Below are 20,121 nucleotides of genomic sequence, written 5' to 3'. Positions count from 1 at the left end.
AATTAAGCCGGTATTTTATTTGGCGGATGGCGCTTCGCTTATCCGCCCTACTTAAAAACTTACTTCGCCTTCAGTGCAAGCGGATTCAGCTTCACGTCCTTATAGTAGTTCACCCACGAAGAGTATTTCTCCGGAGCGGACCACACGCGGTAGTGAAGACGCGCCATTGTCACCGGGTCGCTCAACAGCACCAGTCGACGGTCGCGGTTGAGTTTTTCCGGGGTCTCGTTAAGCGCCTGCTCAACGTGACGATCGCGGGCAATCTCCAGCACCTGGCTGGCACGGTGGCGCGCAGTGGCCATCGCCGTTGCCAGGGCGTTGAATGACGGGTTAAACACGGCGTGCATAAAGCCGTCATCCAGCGTGCGATTGCGGTTCTGCTCGAGATAACGATCGGTATCCACCAGCACCTGCGGCGGGGAATACTCTTCCGGGATCAGGAACAGTTTCCAGCGTTTGGTCCGCAGCCCCACCGTCGAACGGCTGGAGATCACGGACACAAACGGCGACAGGATCAGCGAGAAGACAATCGGCGCCAGCCAGAACAGGAAACGCAGATCCAGCCAGGCCATTCCGGCCGCCCACACCAGACCCAGCAGCAGCTGTGAACCGTGGCGCATAAAGGCTTCGCTCCACGGCGTGGAGTCGTCATCACGCTGCGGCGAGTTCCAGACCACTTCCCAGCCCAGGAACGCACTGACCACAAATACGGTGTGGAACAGCATACGCACCGGTGCCAGCAACACGGAGAACAGCACTTCCAGCAGCAGTGAAAGGGTCACGCGGAAGAAACCGCCGTACTCTTTCGAGCCTTTGCACCAGATCAGGATGATACTGAGCAGCTTAGGCAGGAACAGCAGCACCATGGTGGAGGCAAACAGCGCAATCGCCAGCTCCGGACGCCACTGCGGCCACACCGGGAACAGCTGGCGCGGTTGCAGGAAGTATTGCGGCTCCGTCAGGGCATGGACGACCTGCAGCGCAGTGGAGAGCGCAAGGAACATAAACCACAGCGGTGCGGAGAGATAAGACATCACGCCCGTCAGGAACACCGCACGGTGAACCGGGTGCATCCCTTTAACAAGGAACAGACGGAAGTTCATCAGGTTACCGTGACACCAGCGGCGGTCACGCTTAAGCTCGTCCAGCAGGTTTGGCGGCAGCTCTTCGTACGATCCCGGCAGGTCGTAGGCAATCCAGACGCCCCAACCAGCACGACGCATCAGAGCCGCTTCCACGAAGTCATGCGACAGAATAGAACCGGCAAACGAACCCTCACCCGGCAGCGGCGCCAGCGCACAGTGCTCAATGAACGGCTTCACGCGGATGATGGCGTTGTGACCCCAGTAGTGGGATTCACCCAGCTGCCAGAAGTGCAGGCCCGCCGTGAACAGCGGCCCGTAAACACGGGTGGCGAACTGCTGGCAGCGCGCGTAAAGGGTGTCCATGCCGGACGCTTTCGGCGAGGACTGAATGATACCCGCGTTAGGGTTGGCTTCCATCAGACGCACCAGACCGCTCAGGCAGTCACCGCTCATGACGGAGTCCGCATCCAGCACCACCATATAGCTGTACTGGTTACCCCAGCGACGGCAGAAGTCATCGATGTTACCGCTTTTACGCTTCACACGGCGGCGGCGACGGCGGTAGAAGATCTGCCCTTCGCCCTGCACTTCTGCAATCAGCTCCATCCACGCTTTTTGTTCTGCAACGCAGATATCCGGATTGTAGCTGTCGCTCAGGATGTAAACGTCAAAATGCTCCGCGTTGCCGGTCGCCTTTACGGACTCCCAGGTCGCACGCAGGCCCGCAAATACGCGGTCAACGTCTTCGTTACAGATAGGCATAATCAGCGCGGTACGGTGCTCGGGATTGAGGGGTTCATCCCCGACCGTTGACGCCGAAATGCTGTATTTGTCACGCCCCATCAGCAGCTGCAGGAAGCCCATCAGCGCGGTCCAGAAACCGGCCGAGACCCAGCAGAAGAGAATCGCGAACAGCAGAAGGATGCCGCTCTGCAGAATATACGGCAGCAGCTGCATGAAGGAGACCCAGAGATCCTGGCCCATCATGTCCGTCGGGTTGATGAACGCCCAGCCCTGATAAGGCAGGATGGTTTTCATGTACCAGGTCGCGACGACCGTCTGCGCCAGCGTCAGAAGCAGCAGGATATAGCGACGGATGGTCCCCACGGTACGCCATTTCTGTTCGGACGCCTGCTCTTCTTTTGTCAGGCGCGACAGATAGCGCGGCGTAACATCACGCCCGCGCAGGCGATCCCAGAAGCGGCCCACCGGGTTGGTGCGCCATGGATCGGGGAACATTGAGGAACGCGTGGCCTTCGGCATCGCCTGAAGCTGATCGCGCCCTTCATCGTCTTTAATCAACTGCCCTTCCGCCAGCGAGTCCGGCCAGGCCTGCTCCAGACGCGCCTTGACTGACCCGAGCGGCGTATCATCATCACGGGAAAACTGACGATGTTCACCATCCAGCGCGGTGTGAACCGCGCGGATGTCGCTCTTAGGCAGTGCCGCTTTTTCGATATCCGTCAGCGGCATGGCATCAATATATTCAGATGTATTATTCATTGGCAGGTAGCTGATAGCTCCAGGTTTCACTCAGCGGCTGATCGTTACTGACCAGCGCAGCACGCATTTCAGTGGTCTGTTTCGGATCTTTCACTTTCACGCGCAGGGTCAGACGCCAGCCTTTGGTTACCGGGTTGTAACGCACGGTATTCTCAACGATTTCACCGTTATCACCGATGCTGGCCTGAGCGGCAACGGCGGTGTCCGGCGACAGTTTCTTCATATCCTGGCCGGTGAAGTCCACGACAAACGCCACGGTCCCGTCAGGCTGACGGATAAGATTTGACTGCTTCACATCACCCGTTGAGCGGCGAGTCTGCATCACATACGCGTTATCCGGCGCATGCAGCTTATCTTCGTCGCGGCTGAAGGTAATGGTGTACTTGAAGTTCATCTCTTTACCGGCTTCCGGCAGCTGATCCGGTGTCCAGTAAGCGACGATGTTATCGTTGGTTTCGTCGTTGGTTGGAATTTCTACCAGCTCGACTTTACCTTTACCCCAGTCACCGTTTGGCGTGACCCAGGCGCTTGGACGCTGGTCATAGCGATCGTCCAAATCTTCAAAGCGGGAGAACTGACGACCACGCTGCAGCAGACCGAAACCTTGCGGGTTTTCCATTGCGAAGCTGCTAACCGCCAGATGTTTCGGGTTATTCAGCGGACGCCAGATCCACTCACCGTTACCGGCATGAATAGACAGACCGTTGGAGTCATGCAGTTCCGGGCGGAAGTTGGTTGCCGGAGACGGCTGGTTCGGCCCAAACAGGAACATGCTGGTCAGTGGCGCAACGCCCAGTTTGCCTACTTTGTCACGCAGGTAAACCTTGGACTGCACGTCAACCACCGTGTCACGACCCGGCATAATCACAAAGCGATAGGCGCCGGTTGCACGCGGGGAATCCAGCAGCGCATAAATGGTCAGACGTTTGTCCGTTGGTTTTGGACGCTCAATCCAGAACTCACGGAAACGTGGGAACTCTTCACCTGATGGCAGCGCGGTATCAATAGCCAGACCACGCGCAGAAAGCCCGTATACCTGCCCCGCGCCAATGACGCGGAAATAGCTGGCACCCAGCATGCTGACGATTTCGTCGTTTTTATCTTTGCTGTTGATCGGGTAAAGCACCTTGAAGCCTGCGAAGCCCAGGTCTTTCACCGTATCTTTATCGTGTTGCACATTGCCAAAATTGAAGTAATCCGGGCTGTACTTAATCTTACGAACCGCTGTCGCCGTCACTTCATTGATGGCAACAGGCGTGTCGAAGTACATACCCTGATGATAAAATTCAAGCTTGAACGGGGTTTTGATATTGCTCCAGTACGCTTTATCGTGATTGAACTGGATCTGCTGATAGTCCGCATACTTCATGTCGCGGAAAACGGAGGGCAAGTTACTTTTCGGCGCTTCGTAGCTCTTGCCTGCCATCGATTTTGCCTGTTTTGCGACATCGTCGATGTTAAAGGCCAGTGCCGATGAGGTATACAGTGACAACACCACTGCAGCACCCAACCAACGCATTTTCATCATCTGTGGTTTATGTTTCATAATAAGTAAGCACTTCCCCCTTTGTGTGCTTATATCGATCCGATCCATTTTAATGGAAACTCAGGCAATCCGACAACATTATCACTGCTTTGTTCAGCTGCTGGCTCAGGGATTAAGCAAATGAAAGAACCCGCTATTCACTTTGCGTGCTTATCCTGGAGACAGGGTGTCGGTCTTGGTGTAGGGTTGCCTTCGAATGTAACCATTATGAGTCTTAGGGATAAGACGAAAAGTCTGAGAATGCACAACGTTATATGAGCACAACACCAACAGAACGTGAATATTTCCTCGACTCGATCCGGGCATGGCTGATGCTATTGGGGATCCCCTTTCACATTTCACTGATTTACTCCAGCCACACCTGGCACGTGAATAGCCAGATGCCCTCCTGGTGGCTGACGCTGTTTAATGACTTAATTCACGCCTTCCGTATGCAGGTGTTTTTTGTCATATCCGGCTATTTCTCTTACATGCTGTTTCTGCGATACCCGCTCAAGCGCTGGTGGAAAGTGCGCGTAGAGCGCGTGGGGATCCCCATGCTGACCGCCATTCCGCTGCTGACGCTGCCCCAGTTCATTATGTTGCAGTACGTGAAGGGTAAAGCGGAGAACTGGCCGAATCTGACGCTGTATGAAAAGTACAACACGCTGGTCTGGGAGCTGGTGTCTCACCTGTGGTTCCTGCTGGTCCTGGTGGTGCTCACCACGGTGAGTCTGTTGATTTTCAGCCGCCTGCGCCACCATCTGAGTACGAAGGCCGACGTCTTTTTCGCCAACGTTACGATGGGCAAACTGTCAGTGCTCTTCTTGCTGTTGGGGATTGCCTATGCCGCCGTGCGACGGACCCTGCTTATCGTCTACCCGCCGATTTTGAGCGACGGGTTATTTAATTTTGTGGTGATGCAGTCGCTGTTCTACATTCCGTTCTTTTTAATCGGCGCGCTGGCGTTTATTCATCCGAAGCTTAAATCGCTGTTTGTCACCCCGTCACCGTGGTGCGCGCTGGGAGCCACCCTCGCGTTCGCGGCCTATCTGCTGAATCAGCGCTACGGAAGCGGCGACGCCTGGATGTATGAAACGGAAAGCGTGATCACGATGCTGCTGGGCCTGTGGATGGTGAACGTAGTATTCGCGCTGGGCCACCGTTTGCTGAACTTTAAGTCCCACCGCGTGACTTACTTCGTTAATGCTTCGCTGTTTATCTATCTGGTGCATCACCCGTTGACGCTTTTCTTCGGGGCTTACATCACACCGCACATCGCCTCCAACACGCTGGGCTTCTTTACCGGGCTGGTGTTCGTTGTGGGGGTGGCGATCGTACTCTACGAAATCCATCTGCGGATCCCGCTTCTGCGTTTCCTCTTTTCAGGAAAACCGCAGGCGAAAGCCTCTTAGAACACGCGGCGCACCAGATGCGCCGCGTTTGTTTCAGCTTTCCAGCTCTTGTCTGCGCTGAGTCAGAAGCCGCTGATAAAGATGCGTGGTGTCGTCGTCGAAACAGACAAAAATCACCTTCTCCGGCAGCGGTTTTAACGACAGGTAGCGGTAAACGGTTTCTACGGCGATCGTTGCGGCGGCGGCCTTAGGGTAACCATACACCCCGGTGCTGATGGCCGGGAACGCCATCGTTTTATAGCCGTTGTCGGCGGCCAGCCGCAGACAGTTCCGGTAAGCCTCTTCCAGAATACTCGCTTCGTGCTGGTCCCCGCCATGCCAGACGGGCCCTACGGCATGAATAACCGCTCTGGCAGGCAGATTGCCCGCAAGCGTAATCACCGCGTGACCGGGAGGACATTCGCCCTGCTGTTGCCGCACGGTTTTACAGGCTTCCAGCAGCTGCGGTCCGGCAGCCCGGTGGATAGCCCCGTCCACGCCGCCTCCCCCCATCAGGGAGGGATTGGCCGCATTGACGATAACGTCGACGTGCATGGTCGTAATATCGCCATGAATAATGTCAATTTGCGGTTTCATAAAGCCCCTCTGCAACCCGCCTTTTTCTTAAGTGTATCGCAGAGGAGACCGGGAGAAAAAACTATCAGAAAAAAACCTCTTCCACCGCAGGGCGGGAGAGTGCGCATTAGCGATACTGGATTTCGACAACCGCGAGCGTTTTTTCAGGGTTAAGGTATTTCATATTGAGCGTCGCCAGGTTTGAGTCGCTCACTTTCCCGTTAAGCGCCTCTTCATAGCTCACCATACGCGTTTGCATACGGTTATTATCTGGACATGACATTGCAAACTGTTGCTTCTGGGGAGTGACTTCACAGGGGTCTGCAACAATGGCACCGCGAAAATGAATGACACCACCGTTAACAACTGTGGCCGAATAAGCCGGGATACTCAAAGCAGAGACGACCAGACCCAGGCCTGCCGCGAGTCGAGCAAAATAGTTGTTCATTATAGGTACTCCTCAATGAAAATCGTCCATGAGGGGTAAACGCGCTTCATTTATTACGGCAAACGAAGTCTCACGTTAAGGAACATAACGACCAGGTCCCTGATATCAGCATAGCTCAACGGCACAGACCCGCCACATTCGCAACATATTGATTTCATGAATATTTAGATCGAACTTCCCGCTGGTGACCACTGTTGTGATAAATGAAGCGATTTTCCATCTGAAACGGTGACCACGATTTTTACCGTGTCTCCTGCGTTAATATTTAAACTCAGGCGCATTAAATCAATCGTCTGATTAGCGGGTATAAAAAGGGTATTTTGCTGTCGGGACGAACTTTGTCCCCCCTGCCCTTCCCGAACAGAAACAATTTGAACCTGACAATCACACGATTGCGCCAAAGTGACCTGCGGAATAATGGTGGTCATATTTTCCTGTTGCGACGTTTTGAAGGTTATCTGGCTGGAAAGCGCGGCGAGTAGAATTAAGGTATTCATGATGAACTCCCGAAAAAAAACAGGGCTGATGCCCTGTTTTTTGTAGCACAGATTTCAGTATCAGTACTGATGAGCTGTCGCGTGGTTACCAAAACCGATCTGGGTAACGTTAACAGTTGAGTTGGACGCAGTCTGGTCTACGAGTGCACCGTTAAAGCCGCCGGTCTGGCTAACATTCATGACGGATTTTTTACTGTTCCACTGATCAAGTGTCGCACTGTTGCCAAATCCTTTCTGGGTCAGGTTGATTTTACTGTCATCAGAACCCTGACCAACGTCAGCACCGTTACCGCCACCTTTCTGGCTAATATTCAGCACGGAATTTCTGGCGTCTGTCTGCAGAGCAACCGCGGAGTTACCGCCACCGTCCTGATAAATATTCAGGGTTGAATTAGGGCCACTGTATCCACCGTGACCATGTCCATGACCCCAACCGCCCTGATTAATAGAACCCGCCATAGCACTACCAGAAACTACGATTGCTGCAAGTGCTGCCACTTTGATAAATTTCATGGTAAACCCCCATCGGATTGATTAAAGTCGTCGCGAAAGCGCTAATGTTGAATAACGTTAATAGCCATTTGCGACTGTTTCTGCACTACAACTGCGGTTTTCTGCGTACCGTACTGCGTAATATTTGCTCTATTACCCGACCCTTTCTGGATAATTTTCGCGCTATTACCGTATCCATCTTGCGTAATACCTGCATCATTCGCGTTACCGCTCTGATCGATCCAGGCTAAATTGTAACTCCCTGATTGATCAACCCTCGCTCTGTTGCCTGCCCCATCCTGGGAAACAATGGATAAGAGTCTTGAACCGTCCTGGCGAACCTCAGCGTTATTGAAAACGCCCTGTTGACCAATAATGGCTGCCTGATTTAGTGATGAAAGACTTAATTCGTTAACCGCAAAATTATATTCAGAATTTGCCAAATCTGAATTCGCTGCGGCTACAAATCCAGGCGCACCCAGTAATGTAAACATCATAATTAACGATGCGTTTTTCATGTTGTCACCCTGGACCTGGCTATTTAATCACTCCATGTTTAAACGACTCGTATTGTGTTAACGCGTCGTTACGGTGAAGAGTATGTCCGCTGAAACATTTTAAATATCTCACCCGCGTGGCTTATTTTTATTTATCGGGTCACCACAAAGTCGTAATTTGCATCAAAAATCACTTTAATCAGGCCAGCTTATATTTTTTATTAAAGGTGTGTTGCGAAAGGGTTGTACAACGAGACGAAGGCTGTCCACGCTTCCTCCCGGGTTGTTTAAACGTAACGGCAGGAGAACATTTTTCTCATCGCGTGACACGGAGCTTCTTTTCTTAAGCCAGACAGTCGCTCATTCTCGGGCTTAGAAATCATCTGAAACTCATACTTAATTACTGCTTTACAAAAATAACAAATAACATTAAAAATCAAATAATTAAAAATATTTGTATGATTTTTAAAATCTGTGCACATCTATTTAGGTGTACAACTTTCTCATCAATTATTGCCATTACAAACAACCTAATTTCACAAATTAATATTGATTTTTACATCCTGTTACATGTTTAACACTTGCTTTAAACTTCGTAAAAGCTAGATTGAAATTAGATGTACGAAATTGGTTTTATATTTACCTCCCTGTGGAGGTTATGGTCTGATTCTACACACAGCAGTGCAACATCTGTCAGTACTTCTGGTGTCCTCTTTTAAACAGGAGGACAGCTGTCAGGTGCCAAAATAAAGTGGGGTTTCATCATGTATAATGAAGTCCATAGTTTACATGGTCATACATTACTGTTGATCACAAAACCTTCTTTGCAAGCGACAGCATTATTACAACATTTAAAGCAATCTTTATCACTGAACGGGAAATTGCATAATATTCAACGTTCTTTTGATGATATTGCACCTGGCAGCATCATTCTTTTCGATATGATGGAAGCTGATAAAAAGCTTATCCATTACTGGCAGGATATTTTAAGCAGGAAAAACAATAATATCCGCGTGCTATTGTTGAATACGCCTGATGAATATCCTTTCAGAGATATTGAAAGCTGGCCGCATATCAATGGCGTGTTCTACGTCACGGAAGAAGAAGACCGGGTGGTAGAGGGGCTGCAAGGTATATTGCGCGGAGAGTGTTATTTTTCGCAAAAGCTTGCCAGCTATCTCATCACACACTCCGGAAATTATCGCTATAACAGCACAGAGTCAGCACTGCTCACGCACCGTGAGAAAGAGATCCTGAATAAGTTACGCATTGGTGCTTCAAATATTGAAATCGCCCGTTCGTTATTTATCAGCGAAAATACGGTAAAGACGCACCTTTATAATCTTTTCAAGAAGATAGCTGTGAAAAACCGAACTCAGGCGGTTTCGTGGGCAAACGATAACCTCAGGCGTTAATCACATGAAGCGCACGTTGAGTTGGATCGCCGCAGCGAGTTTCCTGCTCGCTGCTGGGAATCTGAAGGCCGTCGAGGTCGAAGTTCCCGGATTGTTAACAGACCACACTGTCTCATCGGTCGGGCACAGTTTTTACCGTGCCTTCAGCGACAAATGGGACAGCACCTACACGGGTAATATAACAATCAACGAGCGGCCCAGTGCACGATGGGGAAGTTGGATAACAATAACGGCTAATCAGTACGTTATTTATCAAACGTTTTTATTCCCGACCAAAATAGACTTCGATAAAAACGTAGTCTTAGCACTGGCACAATCAGAAGACGCTATTAATCGCCTGCAAATAGATAAAGCCCTATTAAGCACCAGCGATTTAGCAAAAGACGAGTTCTAGCGAACCGATATGCGGAGGCTGTCATGCGTATTGCATATGCAGTTGTTTCGATAATGCTGATCACACCCATCAGCTGGGCCGGAAACATGACGTTTCAGTTCCGTAACCCTAACTTTGGCGGTAACCCTAACAACGGTGCGTTCCTGCTGAATGAAGCTCAGGCGCAAAACTCCTATAAGGACCCTAGCTTAAAGGATTTTAGCATTGATACCCCATCCGCCCTGGACAACTTCACGCAGGCTATCCAGTCGCAGATTTTAGGCGGGTTACTGACCAACATTAATACCGGTAAACCCGGCCGAATGGTGACCAACGATTTTATCGTTGATATCGCCAACACGGACGGACAGCTACAGCTGAACGTGACCGATCGTAAAACCGGAAGGATCTCCACCATTCAGGTTTCCGGTCTTCAAAGTAATTCAACTGACTTTTAAACAATAGCTAAATAAGGACAACGATCATGCAGCGCTTCCTGATATTTGTTGCAGTGTGCTTATTGAGCGGTTGTTTAACTGCTCCACCTAAAGAAGCTGCAAAACCAACATTAATGCCTCGGGCCCAGAGTTATCGTGATTTAACGCATTTACCTGCTCCAACGGGGAAAATATTTGTCTCCGTATACAATATTCAGGATGAAACCGGGCAATTCAAACCTTACCCGGCAAGTAACTTCTCCACGGCAGTGCCGCAGAGCGCCACCGCGATGCTGGTTACCGCGCTCAAGGATTCGCACTGGTTTATTCCGCTGGAACGTCAGGGTCTTCAGAACCTGTTGAATGAACGAAAAATCATTCGTGCCGCACAGGAAAATGGTACCGTCGCGGCGAATAACCGCACGCCTCTGGAATCTCTGGCGGCAGCGAACGTAATGATTGAAGGATCGATTATTGGTTACGAAAGTAACGTTAAATCGGGTGGTGCGGGCGCGCGGTACTTCGGTATCGGTGCGGATACCCAGTACCAGCTTGACCAGATCGCCGTTAACCTGCGTGTGGTCAACGTCAGTACAGGCGAAGTGCTCTCTTCAGTGAACACCAGCAAAACCATTCTGTCTTATGAAGTTCAGGCTGGGGTATTCCGCTTCATCGATTACCAGCGTTTACTGGAAGGTGAAATTGGCTACACCTCTAACGAGCCGGTCATGATGTGTCTGATGTCAGCCATTGAAACCGGCGTGATCTACTTAATCAACGACGGTATCGACCGCGGGCTGTGGGATCTGCAAAACAAAGCAGACGTGCAGAACCCGATACTGGTGAAATACCGCGATATGTCAGTCCCTCCGGAATCCTGACAGGAAGCGCATAAAAAAGGCGAGATGATTATCTCGCCTTTTTTTATTCACTCACTGCCGTGATGTTTTGCGCTTTTTCCCGCCGCGACGCCAGCCATAAGCCGCTGTTTTTCATGGCATAGCCAAACAGCAACCCCAGCGCCAGTGAAGGGACCACCAGCTTCCAGTCACCCTGCCCTGCAAAGGTCGCGCACGCCCCCATAAAGGTTCCCGGCACAAATGAAAGCAGCAGATGCTTAGCCTGGATGCACATTAAAAAGGCGACGACGCCCGTCATGATATACCCCAGCAACTCCAGATGCGGTGCCAGCGCGCTGCCTTTCATGATCACCAGCGCCCAGATAACGCCGCTCATCAGCGTGCAGCCTGAGATAAAGAGCCCTTTGACTCCCCCCTGCGGACAGGCGAAATAGGCGGTACAGCCGAGGAATCCGGCCCAGCTGAGCAATCCGAGAGACACGGCTACCCATCCCCAGAGCCCGGAGAGAATACCTGTCGTTATTGCGATACAAAGTAATATGTTCATGGCGCGCATCTTAGCAGAAGCGCACCATAGAAATGAGATCATCAGCACATTACATGCAAAATGAATTGATGAGTTGCATAATTTATGTGACTTAAATCACTCTTCGTTCTCTTCTTCCAGCTCATCCCACATTGCCGCGATAGCGTCGCGGGTCAGCGGCGCCAGCGTTCTCCAGAATGGCGAGGTGGCATGCGCTTCAACTTTACCCAGGAACATCCCGACCCACGGCAGCAGGTACCTTTCGAACAAGGTTTCAATGGCTTCGTTCTCATCATCACCGGCGTTATCTTCGATCCAGGACGCTGCCAGCAGCAGCGTACCGATATGATCGGCTGGCGTATCGCTCAGCGGCATACCGCGGGTGGAGAGGAAAGCACGGACTTCCGCTTCCGTCGCCCCTTCCTGCCAGGCAGAACGGTATGGCGAAACGCGGCACTCATCGCCGACAAACAGCGCATTGTAGTCGGTCGCAATCTGCTGCATGTCGCAGCTTTTTTGCAGACGTTCCAGTAAATCATCCTGTTCCAGCGGCCAGTTCTGCGCCAGTTTACCTTCACGAATTAACGTAAAAAGTGGCACCAGCAGCGGGTCTTGCGGCTGGCGATAATAGAGCGTACCCAGCACGCGGCAGAGGATGGAAAACTCGTTCATTTTTTTTATTCCATTACACAATTAAAGATCGGCAAATTCGGCAATCGGTTCCATTCCGCGCGACTCGAGGAAATCGAGCATGCGGCGTGGGGTCACGTTCAGGATTTGCGCTTCCGGGAAGTTAACATCATTCAGCACTTTCAGGCACTCGCTGAAATCACCCAGCGTAAACGCGGTATGAGAGTCTGAGCCCAACGCCACCATGCCACCCGCATCACGCACGGCGGCCGCCACGGCGCGACAGTTGTCTTCGCTGCCCTTACGCGAGTGAACAAAGGAGGAGTTATTAATCTCCAGCGCCACGCGGTGTTTTGCTGCCGCCTGCGCGACAGCCTGAATATCAATCGGATACTTCGGGTTACCGGGGTGGCTGATAATGTGCACATTGCCGCTGGCAATAGTGGCAATCATCGCCGCGGTGTTGGTCTCTTTATCCTGAGGCGGGAAAACCGGCTCATGAAAACCGGCGAGGATAAGGTCCAGAGACGTCAGCATCGGGCCGGTGCAGTCGATCTCACCGTCGATATTTTTGATGTTCGCCTCAATGCCGCGCAGTATCCCAATGCCGTCCACCAGACGTGGCCAGATCCGCATATTCACAAAATGCCAGTAGTGCGGGGCATCCGCCATGTCCGGACCATGATCGGTGATCGCGAACAGCTTAATACCTTTAAGCTTCGCCTGGGCGATATAATCATGGAGGTTGCTGTACGCGTGGGTGCTGGCGACGGTGTGCATATGCAGGTCAACGGGATACATCTCTTACTCCTCTGCGGTTTTTCCAAAGGATAGCAGTTATCAGCGGCGAATATTAGCAAAAACCCGGCGAACGCCGGGTTTCTCTCAGTAGCCGCGCTGCCTGTCGACCTGCCCGGTGACCGCATGACCCTTTTCCATTTCGCTGATGGTATGGGATATGTAGGCCACCGCTTCTGCCGGACGCGTCACGGCAGCCACATGTGGCGTCATCGCGACGCGCGGGTGCTTCCACAGCGGGCTTTCCCCGGGGAGCGGTTCACGGCTATAGACATCCAGCATAGCGCCTTTTAGCTTTCCGCTGTCCAGAGCCTTCAGTAGATCGCCTTCCACAACATGGACTCCGCGCGCCAGGTTCATCAGGTAGCTCTGATCGACGAGCTGATTGAGCAAGGTTTCATTGATGATCCCTACCGTTTCCGCCGTGTTTGGCAGCAGGTTGATCAGCACGCGCGTGCCGTTCAGAAAGGCCGGAAGCTCATCCGTTCCGGCAAAGCTCTCTACGCCCGGATAGTCCTTACGGCTGCGGCTCCAGCAGCGCAGCGGGAAGCCCCACGGAGCGAGAGCTTCAGCCACTTTTGAGCCCAGCACGCCCGCACCGAGGATGCCGATCGTAAAGTCTTCGCGACGGTACTCAGGCAGCGGCTCCCAGTGGGCCTGCTGTTTAAAGGCCTGATAGTCATCAAAGCGGCGGAACCAGTGCAGCACCTGGCTCACGGCATATTCCTGCATTTGCTGGCCCATTCCGGTATCTTCGAGACGGAACAGAGGGATCTCTTCCGGCAGCATTTCAGGGTGTGCCTTCAGTTTGCTCAGAATGGAATCCACCCCAGCTCCCAGGGCAAAAACGGCCTTTAGCTTGCGACCCTGGAGCATTTCGACCGGAGGATGCCAGACCAGCGCATAGTCAGCATGTTCATTATCGCCACGCTTCCACTCGCGAACGCGTGCGCCGGGTAACGCCGCCGTAAGCGCCTTGATCCAGTATGACGTATCAAACGTGGGGTGATAGAAGAGTATATCCATAGTTATTCCTGCCTTTTATTGCGCTGTTTTGTTTTCATTTTCAAGTGGATTGCCAGCATAACAAATTTATTGCGTAACTGTGTTGCTGATAAAAAAGACGCTTTCAGCACATTTAAGAATCATGTTGCCTGAAGTTTGTCTAAACGCGCTAAATTACTGAAAAAGTGGGTTGACGGCCGTTCGGCTTTTCCTTACATTAGCGCCCGTCCCGGCAACAACGGGATGACAATATGGTGAGGTGTCCGAGTGGCTGAAGGAGCACGCCTGGAAAGTGTGTATACGGCAACGTATCGGGGGTTCGAATCCCCCCCTCACCGCCATATTCGAGATGAGAGCTCGTACGAAAGTACGGGCTTTTTTCTTTTATATTCTCCGAAAGGGGGGATTCGAACCTTGAAACTCCCTGCGCTCTTTATGTCGGGTGGCGCTACGCTTACCCGACCTACAAAAAGCTACTCTTCCACCATCTTCGCATACTCTTCAGTCAGAAAATCCACCAGCGTCCTGACCGACGGCAGCATGCCGCGCCGCGAAGGATAAACCGCGTGAATCACTTCCCGTCGGGGTTCCCACGCGTCCAGCACCCGTACCAGTTCCCCTGACGCAAGCTGATCCTTCACCATTAATATCGGCAACTGTACAACGCCCACGCCCGCCATCGCCGCTTCCCGCAGTGCCAGCATGTCGGTGGTAATAAAGCGCGGTGCGTAGTGGATCTCCGCTTTCACCCCTTCTGGCCCACTGAGCTCCCATTTATGCACCTGTTTACCGGCCCCCATACTTAATCCAGGCCATTCATTGAGCTCGGAAGGCATTCGCGGTTTACCCATACGTTCAATCAACTGCGGACTTGCCACCAGGCAATGCCCCCTGTCAGCCAGCACCCTTAAGACCAGATCGCTGTCATCAAACGGACGCGGACGCACGCGGATAGCGACATCAATACCTTCGCCAACAAGATCGACCCGACGATTGGTGGCCTCAAGCTGGAGATTAATCCTGGGGTAGCGCGCCATAAACCGCGCCAGCATCGGTCCCACGTGGACGTGCAGTAACGTGACGGGACAGGTGATCCTGACGACGCCGCGCGGCTCAGCCTGCAGCGCAGCAACGGCCTCCTCTGCCGCTTCTGCTTCTATCAGCATGGCCTTACAGTGCTGATAGAAAGTGTGCCCCACTTCCGTCACCGTAAACTGCCGCGTCGTGCGCTGTATCAACCGTACGCCAAGCCGCTCCTCGAGCTGCGCGATCCTGCGGCTCAGTTTGGACTTGGGTTGGTCAAGCGCCCTTCCCGCCGCCGCAAACCCCCCGTAGTCCACCACCTTCACAAACCAGACGAAGTCATTGAGATCCTGCATAAGTCCTCATTGTTCTATTTTCGGAACAGTGAATGCCATTTTCACTATCTACCGGGATATTAACCCTGAATATAAGCTAATTACATCAACAGAACATCAGGAGTTAATCATGAAAAACGTAACAGGCGTTTATACCGCTCCTCGTCAGCACTGGGTTGGCGATGGTTTCCCGGTCCGTTCAATGTTCTCTTATCAAACCCACGGCGAGCCGCTGAGTCCGTTCCTGCTGCTGGACTACGCAGGCCCGTACACCTTTCCGGCAGATGGTGCGAAACGCGGCGTAGGCCAGCATCCTCACCGGGGTTTTGAAACGGTCACTATCGTCTATTCCGGTGAAGTGGAGCATCGCGACTCCACGGGTAAAGGCGGTGTGATTGGCCCCGGCGACGTGCAGTGGATGACCGCAGGCGCAGGTATTTTGCACGAGGAGTTCCACTCAAGCGCGTTCTCGCAGAAAGGCGGAGAACTGAAAATGATGCAGCTTTGGGTCAACCTCCCTGCGAAAGACAAGATGGCCGCACCGGGCTACCAGAGCATCACGAAAGCCGACATCCCGGTGGTGACGCTGCCTGACAACGGTGGAACGCTGCGGGTTATTGCCGGTCGCTACGACACGGTTACCGGCCCGGCGCACACCTTCTCACCGCTCAACGTCTGGGACATCGCGCTGAACCAGGGAAGCCATCTGACGCTCAATCAGCCCGAAGGCTGGAGCACCGCGCTGGTGGTACTTGAGGGCAGCATCACGGTGAACGGTACCACTCAGGCAGGTGAAGCCCAGTTGGTCGTACTGAGTCAGGAAGGCGACAAACTGCACCTGGAGGCGAACAGCGATGCAAAAGTGCTGCTGATGGCCGGCGAGCCGCTGAATGAACCCATCGTGGGCTATGGCCCATTTGTGATGAACAGTAAAAGCGAAATCAACGAAGCCATTCGTGATTTCAACTCCGGCCGCTTCGGCCAGATCTGAACGTAATAAAGGAGAAGAAGATGTCTACACCTGCGAATTTTAATGGCACCCGTCCGGTTATTGATGTGAACGATGCGGTGATGTTGCTTATCGATCACCAGAGCGGTCTGTTCCAGACCGTCGGAGATATGCCAATGCCAGAGTTGCGCGCTCGTGCGGCAGCGTTAGCGAAGATCGCGACCCTGGCGAAGATCCCGGTGATCACCACCGCGTCCGTTCCACAGGGACCGAACGGACCGCTTATCCCGGAGATCCACGCCAACGCGCCGCATGCGCAATATGTTGCCCGTAAAGGTGAAATCAACGCCTGGGATAACCCGGAGTTCGTGGCTGCGGTAAAAGCCACCGGGCGCAAAACGTTGATTATCGCGGGCACTATCACCAGCGTCTGCATGGCCTTCCCGTCAATTAGCGCGGTGGCGGACGGGTATAAAGTATTTGCGGTGATTGATGCCTCCGGCACCTACAGCAAGATGGCGCAGGAGATCACCCTGGCGCGCGTGGTGCAGGCCGGTGTGGTTCCGATGGATACGGCGGCGGTGGCCTCTGAGATCCAGCGAACCTGGAACCGTGAGGACGCGGCGGAGTGGGCTGAGGTATACACCCACATCTTCCCTGCTTACCAGTTGCTGATCGAAAGCTACGGCAAAGCACAGGAAGTGGTTAAAAACAGCGAAGTGCTCGATTCTCAGCGTTAATAACCCGTGCTGCGACAAGAGCTGATTAAGGCTTAACCGAACGCACACGAATACAGAAAATCTGCTTGACCGTTTTAGCGCAACTCCCTATAGTAGCGCCCCGTTGCCCCCCAAGCGGTCAGGCAGCAAAACAATATGGTGAGGTGTCCGAGTGGCTGAAGGAGCACGCCTGGAAAGTGTGTATACGGCAACGTATCGGGGGTTCGAATCCCCCCCTCACCGCCATATTTGAAGAAGAGCTCGCATGAAAATGCGGGCTTTTTTCTTTTGGATCGCACCTGGGGGTTCGAACCTTGAGACTCCCTGCGCTCTTTATGCCTGGTGGCGCTGCGCTTACCAGGCCTACGGGTATTGTAGGTCGGGTAAGCGCAGCGCCACCCGACACATGTCCGCACAAAAAACAAAGCCCGGTTTCCCGGGCCTTGAACACAACAGCAAACTCAATAATACGCTTGCAGCGTGCGCTGGCAGAGCGCCGAACGCACGCAGTCCTCTTTGGTGAAGCGTACCACCCCAATCATCTCATCTTCCTCAAAACGTGACATGGCGTCGCTCAGCCCGGATTTCACGCCGGATGGCAGGTCACACTGGGTAATATCGCCGTTAACGATAACCGTCACGTTCTCCCCGAGGCGCGTTAAAAACATCTTCATTTGCGCAGCGGTCACGTTCTGAGCCTCGTCAAGAATGACGACCGCATTTTCAAATGTACGTCCGCGCATATAGGCGAACGGCGCGATTTCCACCTTGCCAATCTCTGGTCGCAGGCAGTACTGCATGAAGGATGCGCCCAGCCGCTTCACCAGCACGTCATAGACGGGCCTGAAGTACGGGGCAAACTTCTCCGAAATATCTCCGGGCAAGAAGCCGAGATCTTCATCAGCCTGCAGTACCGGACGGGTAACAATGATTCTTTCCACGTCCTTATGGATCAGCGCTTCCGCCGCTTTGGCTGCACTAATCCAGGTTTTCCCGCATCCGGCTTCACCGGTAGCAAAGATGAGCTGTTTACTCTCGATAGCATTCAGGTAGTGCGCCTGAGCCTCATTGCGCGCCACAATTGGAGAATTATCACGGCTGTCTCGGGCCATGCCAATTGCTTCTACGCCACTCATCTGCACAAGCGAGGTGACCGATTCTTCTTCACGCTGTTTATGGCTACGTGAATCCCGTCTCAGCACACGTTTTGCTTCGCGACGAGCTTTGATCACTGCTTTTTGTCTTCCCATGGATAGCACCTTGAGTTGTTGGTATTCATCACACGCGCCAGCTTCGGCACGATTATGCGCACGAACATCAGAGGGTTGGCTTCCTTGTAAGCCATTGCTTGCTTTATCGGATGACGATACGGAACAGCTACGCGCACCGTTCTGCACGTCGGTCGAATCAGATTCTTGAGGAAGGGGGGAGAATTTAGTGGTGAGGAAATCGCTGCCGGAGTCTGAGCCTCCGCGCCGGGTGCTGCGGTTGTTATGTTTACCTTGTCCAGTACAGGACGCAACCATTCGCGATCTCCATAGTGATTCAGCATCACTGCCGGGAACTACCGCTGTCTTATCTTAAGTACATCAGGAGTTATCACAAATGCAACATTTATTTTACCTGAATGCAACTTTTAAGACTGCACCTGCAGTGGATTCAGTCTTATATAGAAATATTACAGAAATATAACAACAAGATAGTCATATGAAAAAATAATGTCCCCGCGAACTATCGCAGGGACGATTATCAGGCTTCGATCAGCCCTTGAGCGAGGTACGCGTTACTGTCGCGCGCCCCTGGCAGGGCAAAGAAATAGCCGCCGCCGATAGGTTTAATGTACTCTTCCAGCGCTTCACCGTTCAGACGCTTCTGAACCGTCAGGAAACCTTTCTCCAGATCGTGCTGATAACAGACGAACAGCAGCCCCATATCGAGCTGACCGGAGTTGGTCACGCCGAGCGAGTAGCTGTAGCCCCGACGCATCATCAGGCTCGATTGCGTCTCTTTGGTGCGCGGATTGGCCAGACGAATATGGCTGTCCAGCGCAATTACATCGCCATTGGGATCGCGGGCGTAGTCAGGCACATCATGCTCGTTCTTCATGCCGAGCGGAGCCCCGCTTTGCTTATCCCGACCAAAGATTGTCTGCTGCTCCTTGAGCGGTGTGCGGTCCCAGAACTCCACGTGGAACTGAATAATCCGCACCGCCTGATAGCTTCCACCCACCGCCCATGCCGGTTCGCCCTGATCGGCAGTGACCCACACCACCTCCTTCATGAGCGCGCCATCGTGGCTGTCCGGGTTGGCCGTACCGTCCTTAAAGCCCAACAGGTTCACCGGGGTCTCTTTCCCTTTGCTGCGGGCGGCGTGGTCCGAGATAAATCCTTCCCGCTTCCAGCGCACGCTCAGCAGATCCGGCGTGTGCTTGATGATGTCGCGCAGGGCGTGGATCACCGTGTCCTGGGTATTAGCACAAATTTGCAGGAGCAGGTCGCCGTGACACAGCGCCGCATCCAGGGAGTCATTCGGGAAACGCGTCATTTTTTGCAGCGCCTTCGGCTTCTGTTTTGCCAGCCCATAGCGCGCGTCAAATAGCGATTCACCGAGCGAAACGGTAATGGTCAGGTTATCCGGGGCAATAAACGGCCCCAGAATGCCGGAGTCCATTGGCGGCAGACGCGGGTTCGGCGTATCGGGCGCCGGTCCACCGGCGGTAAGAAACGCGATGCGCGTCGTCAGCAGGCGGAACAGGCGTTCCAGATCGGCTTTATCGCTGGCCAGCGAATCAAAGGCCACCAGCATCATAGACGCCTGCTGCGGCGTCAGGATGCCCGACTGATGCTCGCCATAAAACGGCTGCGTCTCCATGCGGGCATTGGGTGACAGCGTGCCGGGCGCGCTTTGCGGTTTCGCCGCATGCGCCACCGGACAGCCACCGGCCAGAGCAAGCGCGCCCCCCAGCGCCCCTACCCCTTTTAACAACCGACGACGTGAAGGCTCAACCACGTCGTTCTCGCTATGCTTATTCATC

General features: G+C 53.1%; 21 protein-coding genes and 2 tRNA genes. 9 read left to right on the top strand and 14 right to left on the bottom strand.

All coding sequences use genetic code 11. From position 1 onward, the window contains the following. Window positions 1-59 precede the first annotated feature (59 nt). Together mdoH and mdoG are read right to left on the bottom strand one after the other, a co-directional pair. The gene (mdoH, locus tag AC4IC4_RS08300; protein WP_491472537.1) at window positions 60-2,588 is read right to left on the bottom strand and encodes a glucans biosynthesis glucosyltransferase MdoH; all 2,529 of its coding nucleotides are present in this window, start codon (window positions 2,586-2,588) and stop codon (window positions 60-62) included. Next, window positions 2,581-4,134 (bottom strand): glucans biosynthesis protein MdoG, encoded by a 1,554-nt coding sequence (gene mdoG, locus AC4IC4_RS08295; protein ID WP_021240787.1) that lies wholly within the window; start codon window positions 4,132-4,134, stop codon window positions 2,581-2,583. Before mdoG ends, mdoH begins: the two co-directional genes overlap by 8 nt. Before the next feature lie 254 nt (window positions 4,135-4,388). On the opposite strand from mdoG, the gene mdoC reads away from it, so the two are divergent. Next, window positions 4,389-5,528: a glucans biosynthesis protein MdoC gene (mdoC, locus tag AC4IC4_RS08290; RefSeq protein ID WP_491472536.1), complete on the top strand. Its 1,140-nt coding sequence runs from the start codon at window positions 4,389-4,391 to the stop codon at window positions 5,526-5,528. A 33-nt stretch (window positions 5,529-5,561) separates the two neighbouring features. Here the strand turns inward: mdoC and ymdB are convergent, their stop codons facing one another. The 5 genes from ymdB to csgB all read right to left on the bottom strand — a co-directional run bounded on the left by ymdB (window position 5,562) and on the right by csgB (window position 8,038). After that, complete coding sequence (ymdB, locus tag AC4IC4_RS08285; protein WP_024908992.1) at window positions 5,562-6,104, bottom strand: O-acetyl-ADP-ribose deacetylase; 543 nt, start codon at window positions 6,102-6,104, stop codon at window positions 5,562-5,564. Window positions 6,105-6,210: 106 nt separating this feature from the next. Continuing rightward, window positions 6,211-6,531, bottom strand: coding sequence for a YmdA family protein (locus AC4IC4_RS08280; protein WP_024908991.1), 321 nt, complete (start codon window positions 6,529-6,531; stop codon window positions 6,211-6,213). A 164-nt stretch (window positions 6,532-6,695) separates the two neighbouring features. Further along, entirely contained in the window at window positions 6,696-7,028 is a 333-nt protein-coding gene (gene csgC / locus AC4IC4_RS08275) for a curli assembly chaperone CsgC (protein ID WP_032650821.1), read from the bottom strand. A 60-nt stretch (window positions 7,029-7,088) separates the two neighbouring features. After that, window positions 7,089-7,541 (bottom strand): curli major subunit CsgA, encoded by a 453-nt coding sequence (gene csgA / locus AC4IC4_RS08270; RefSeq protein ID WP_267214618.1) that lies wholly within the window; start codon window positions 7,539-7,541, stop codon window positions 7,089-7,091. Window positions 7,542-7,582: 41 nt separating this feature from the next. After that, window positions 7,583-8,038: a curli minor subunit CsgB gene (gene csgB, locus AC4IC4_RS08265; RefSeq protein ID WP_395305932.1), complete on the bottom strand. Its 456-nt coding sequence runs from the start codon at window positions 8,036-8,038 to the stop codon at window positions 7,583-7,585. A 743-nt stretch (window positions 8,039-8,781) separates the two neighbouring features. On the opposite strand from csgB, the gene csgD reads away from it, so the two are divergent. From csgD to csgG, 4 genes are read left to right on the top strand one after another with little or no spacing between them, the layout of a single operon-like run. Further along, on the top strand, window positions 8,782-9,432 hold the full coding sequence (csgD, locus tag AC4IC4_RS08260) for a biofilm master transcriptional regulator CsgD (RefSeq protein WP_090417387.1): 651 nt from the start codon (window positions 8,782-8,784) through the stop codon (window positions 9,430-9,432). A 4-nt stretch (window positions 9,433-9,436) separates the two neighbouring features. Next, window positions 9,437-9,826 (top strand): curli production assembly/transport protein CsgE, encoded by a 390-nt coding sequence (gene csgE / locus AC4IC4_RS08255; protein ID WP_048991542.1) that lies wholly within the window; start codon window positions 9,437-9,439, stop codon window positions 9,824-9,826. Between the two features lie 23 nt (window positions 9,827-9,849). Then, entirely contained in the window at window positions 9,850-10,263 is a 414-nt protein-coding gene (csgF, locus tag AC4IC4_RS08250) for a curli production assembly/transport protein CsgF (RefSeq protein ID WP_023311106.1), read from the top strand. Between the two features lie 26 nt (window positions 10,264-10,289). Further along, window positions 10,290-11,123 (top strand): curli production assembly/transport protein CsgG, encoded by an 834-nt coding sequence (gene csgG / locus AC4IC4_RS08245; protein ID WP_024908984.1) that lies wholly within the window; start codon window positions 10,290-10,292, stop codon window positions 11,121-11,123. Between the two features lie 43 nt (window positions 11,124-11,166). Here the strand turns inward: csgG and AC4IC4_RS08240 are convergent, their stop codons facing one another. The 4 genes from AC4IC4_RS08240 to ghrA form a co-directional block, all read right to left on the bottom strand. Further along, complete coding sequence (locus AC4IC4_RS08240) at window positions 11,167-11,649, bottom strand: DUF1097 domain-containing protein (protein ID WP_139210879.1); 483 nt, start codon at window positions 11,647-11,649, stop codon at window positions 11,167-11,169. A 96-nt stretch (window positions 11,650-11,745) separates the two neighbouring features. After that, window positions 11,746-12,300, bottom strand: coding sequence for a TorD/DmsD family molecular chaperone (locus AC4IC4_RS08235; RefSeq protein WP_491472535.1), 555 nt, complete (start codon window positions 12,298-12,300; stop codon window positions 11,746-11,748). A gap of 21 nt (window positions 12,301-12,321) precedes the next feature. Continuing rightward, on the bottom strand, window positions 12,322-13,059 hold the full coding sequence (locus AC4IC4_RS08230) for a phosphatase (RefSeq protein WP_024908981.1): 738 nt from the start codon (window positions 13,057-13,059) through the stop codon (window positions 12,322-12,324). 84 nt (window positions 13,060-13,143) lie between these two features. Continuing rightward, a complete protein-coding gene (ghrA, locus tag AC4IC4_RS08225) occupies window positions 13,144-14,082 on the bottom strand; it encodes a glyoxylate/hydroxypyruvate reductase GhrA (RefSeq protein WP_491472534.1) in 939 nt (312 codons plus the stop codon). Between the two features lie 232 nt (window positions 14,083-14,314). On the opposite strand from ghrA, the gene AC4IC4_RS08220 reads away from it, so the two are divergent. After that, a tRNA-Ser gene (locus AC4IC4_RS08220) sits at window positions 14,315-14,402 on the top strand. Window positions 14,403-14,534: 132 nt separating this feature from the next. On the opposite strand, the gene AC4IC4_RS08215 is transcribed toward AC4IC4_RS08220, so the two are convergent. Further along, window positions 14,535-15,440 (bottom strand): LysR family transcriptional regulator, encoded by a 906-nt coding sequence (locus tag AC4IC4_RS08215; RefSeq protein WP_491472533.1) that lies wholly within the window; start codon window positions 15,438-15,440, stop codon window positions 14,535-14,537. Window positions 15,441-15,549: 109 nt separating this feature from the next. Here AC4IC4_RS08215 and AC4IC4_RS08210 point away from each other — a divergent pair, with 109 nt between their 5' ends. The 3 genes from AC4IC4_RS08210 to AC4IC4_RS08200 all read left to right on the top strand — a co-directional run bounded on the left by AC4IC4_RS08210 (window position 15,550) and on the right by AC4IC4_RS08200 (window position 17,333). After that, a complete protein-coding gene (locus tag AC4IC4_RS08210; protein WP_491472532.1) occupies window positions 15,550-16,410 on the top strand; it encodes a pirin family protein in 861 nt (286 codons plus the stop codon). Window positions 16,411-16,430: 20 nt separating this feature from the next. Next, entirely contained in the window at window positions 16,431-17,108 is a 678-nt protein-coding gene (locus tag AC4IC4_RS08205; RefSeq protein ID WP_032638688.1) for an isochorismatase family protein, read from the top strand. Between the two features lie 137 nt (window positions 17,109-17,245). Continuing rightward, window positions 17,246-17,333: transfer RNA gene (locus AC4IC4_RS08200), tRNA-Ser, on the top strand. A 215-nt stretch (window positions 17,334-17,548) separates the two neighbouring features. On the opposite strand, the gene phoH is transcribed toward AC4IC4_RS08200, so the two are convergent. Next, window positions 17,549-18,337, bottom strand: a complete 789-nt coding sequence (gene phoH, locus AC4IC4_RS08195) for a phosphate starvation-inducible protein PhoH (protein ID WP_024908976.1) — start codon at window positions 18,335-18,337, stop codon at window positions 17,549-17,551. Between the two features lie 499 nt (window positions 18,338-18,836). Further along, on the bottom strand, window positions 18,837-20,120 hold the full coding sequence (gene efeB, locus AC4IC4_RS08190) for an iron uptake transporter deferrochelatase/peroxidase subunit (RefSeq protein ID WP_090417395.1): 1,284 nt from the start codon (window positions 20,118-20,120) through the stop codon (window positions 18,837-18,839). Window position 20,121 lies beyond the last annotated feature (1 nt).

The organism is Enterobacter sp. Taxon_2, from assembly GCF_058355295.1.
This window is presented reverse-complemented; position numbering and strand designations above follow the sequence as displayed.

Excerpts from the sequence above, each read along its gene's own strand:
- mdoH (WP_491472537.1), bottom strand. The coding sequence starts at position 2,588 with ATGAATAATACATCTGAATATATTGATGCCATGCCGCTGACGGATATC.
- mdoG (WP_021240787.1), bottom strand. The coding sequence starts at position 4,134 with ATGAAACATAAACCACAGATGATGAAAATGCGTTGGTTGGGTGCTGCA.
- mdoC (WP_491472536.1), top strand. The coding sequence starts at position 4,389 with ATGAGCACAACACCAACAGAACGTGAATATTTCCTCGACTCGATCCGG.
- ymdB (WP_024908992.1), bottom strand. The coding sequence starts at position 6,104 with ATGAAACCGCAAATTGACATTATTCATGGCGATATTACGACCATGCAC.
- AC4IC4_RS08280 (WP_024908991.1), bottom strand. The coding sequence starts at position 6,531 with ATGAACAACTATTTTGCTCGACTCGCGGCAGGCCTGGGTCTGGTCGTC.
- csgC (WP_032650821.1), bottom strand. The coding sequence starts at position 7,028 with ATGAATACCTTAATTCTACTCGCCGCGCTTTCCAGCCAGATAACCTTC.
- csgA (WP_267214618.1), bottom strand. The coding sequence starts at position 7,541 with ATGAAATTTATCAAAGTGGCAGCACTTGCAGCAATCGTAGTTTCTGGT.
- csgB (WP_395305932.1), bottom strand. The coding sequence starts at position 8,038 with ATGAAAAACGCATCGTTAATTATGATGTTTACATTACTGGGTGCGCCT.
- csgD (WP_090417387.1), top strand. The coding sequence starts at position 8,782 with ATGTATAATGAAGTCCATAGTTTACATGGTCATACATTACTGTTGATC.
- csgE (WP_048991542.1), top strand. The coding sequence starts at position 9,437 with ATGAAGCGCACGTTGAGTTGGATCGCCGCAGCGAGTTTCCTGCTCGCT.
- csgF (WP_023311106.1), top strand. The coding sequence starts at position 9,850 with ATGCGTATTGCATATGCAGTTGTTTCGATAATGCTGATCACACCCATC.
- csgG (WP_024908984.1), top strand. The coding sequence starts at position 10,290 with ATGCAGCGCTTCCTGATATTTGTTGCAGTGTGCTTATTGAGCGGTTGT.
- AC4IC4_RS08240 (WP_139210879.1), bottom strand. The coding sequence starts at position 11,649 with ATGAACATATTACTTTGTATCGCAATAACGACAGGTATTCTCTCCGGG.
- AC4IC4_RS08235 (WP_491472535.1), bottom strand. The coding sequence starts at position 12,300 with ATGAACGAGTTTTCCATCCTCTGCCGCGTGCTGGGTACGCTCTATTAT.
- AC4IC4_RS08230 (WP_024908981.1), bottom strand. The coding sequence starts at position 13,059 with ATGTATCCCGTTGACCTGCATATGCACACCGTCGCCAGCACCCACGCG.
- ghrA (WP_491472534.1), bottom strand. The coding sequence starts at position 14,082 with ATGGATATACTCTTCTATCACCCCACGTTTGATACGTCATACTGGATC.
- AC4IC4_RS08215 (WP_491472533.1), bottom strand. The coding sequence starts at position 15,440 with ATGCAGGATCTCAATGACTTCGTCTGGTTTGTGAAGGTGGTGGACTAC.
- AC4IC4_RS08210 (WP_491472532.1), top strand. The coding sequence starts at position 15,550 with ATGAAAAACGTAACAGGCGTTTATACCGCTCCTCGTCAGCACTGGGTT.
- AC4IC4_RS08205 (WP_032638688.1), top strand. The coding sequence starts at position 16,431 with ATGTCTACACCTGCGAATTTTAATGGCACCCGTCCGGTTATTGATGTG.
- phoH (WP_024908976.1), bottom strand. The coding sequence starts at position 18,337 with ATGGGAAGACAAAAAGCAGTGATCAAAGCTCGTCGCGAAGCAAAACGT.
- efeB (WP_090417395.1), bottom strand. The coding sequence starts at position 20,120 with ATGAATAAGCATAGCGAGAACGACGTGGTTGAGCCTTCACGTCGTCGG.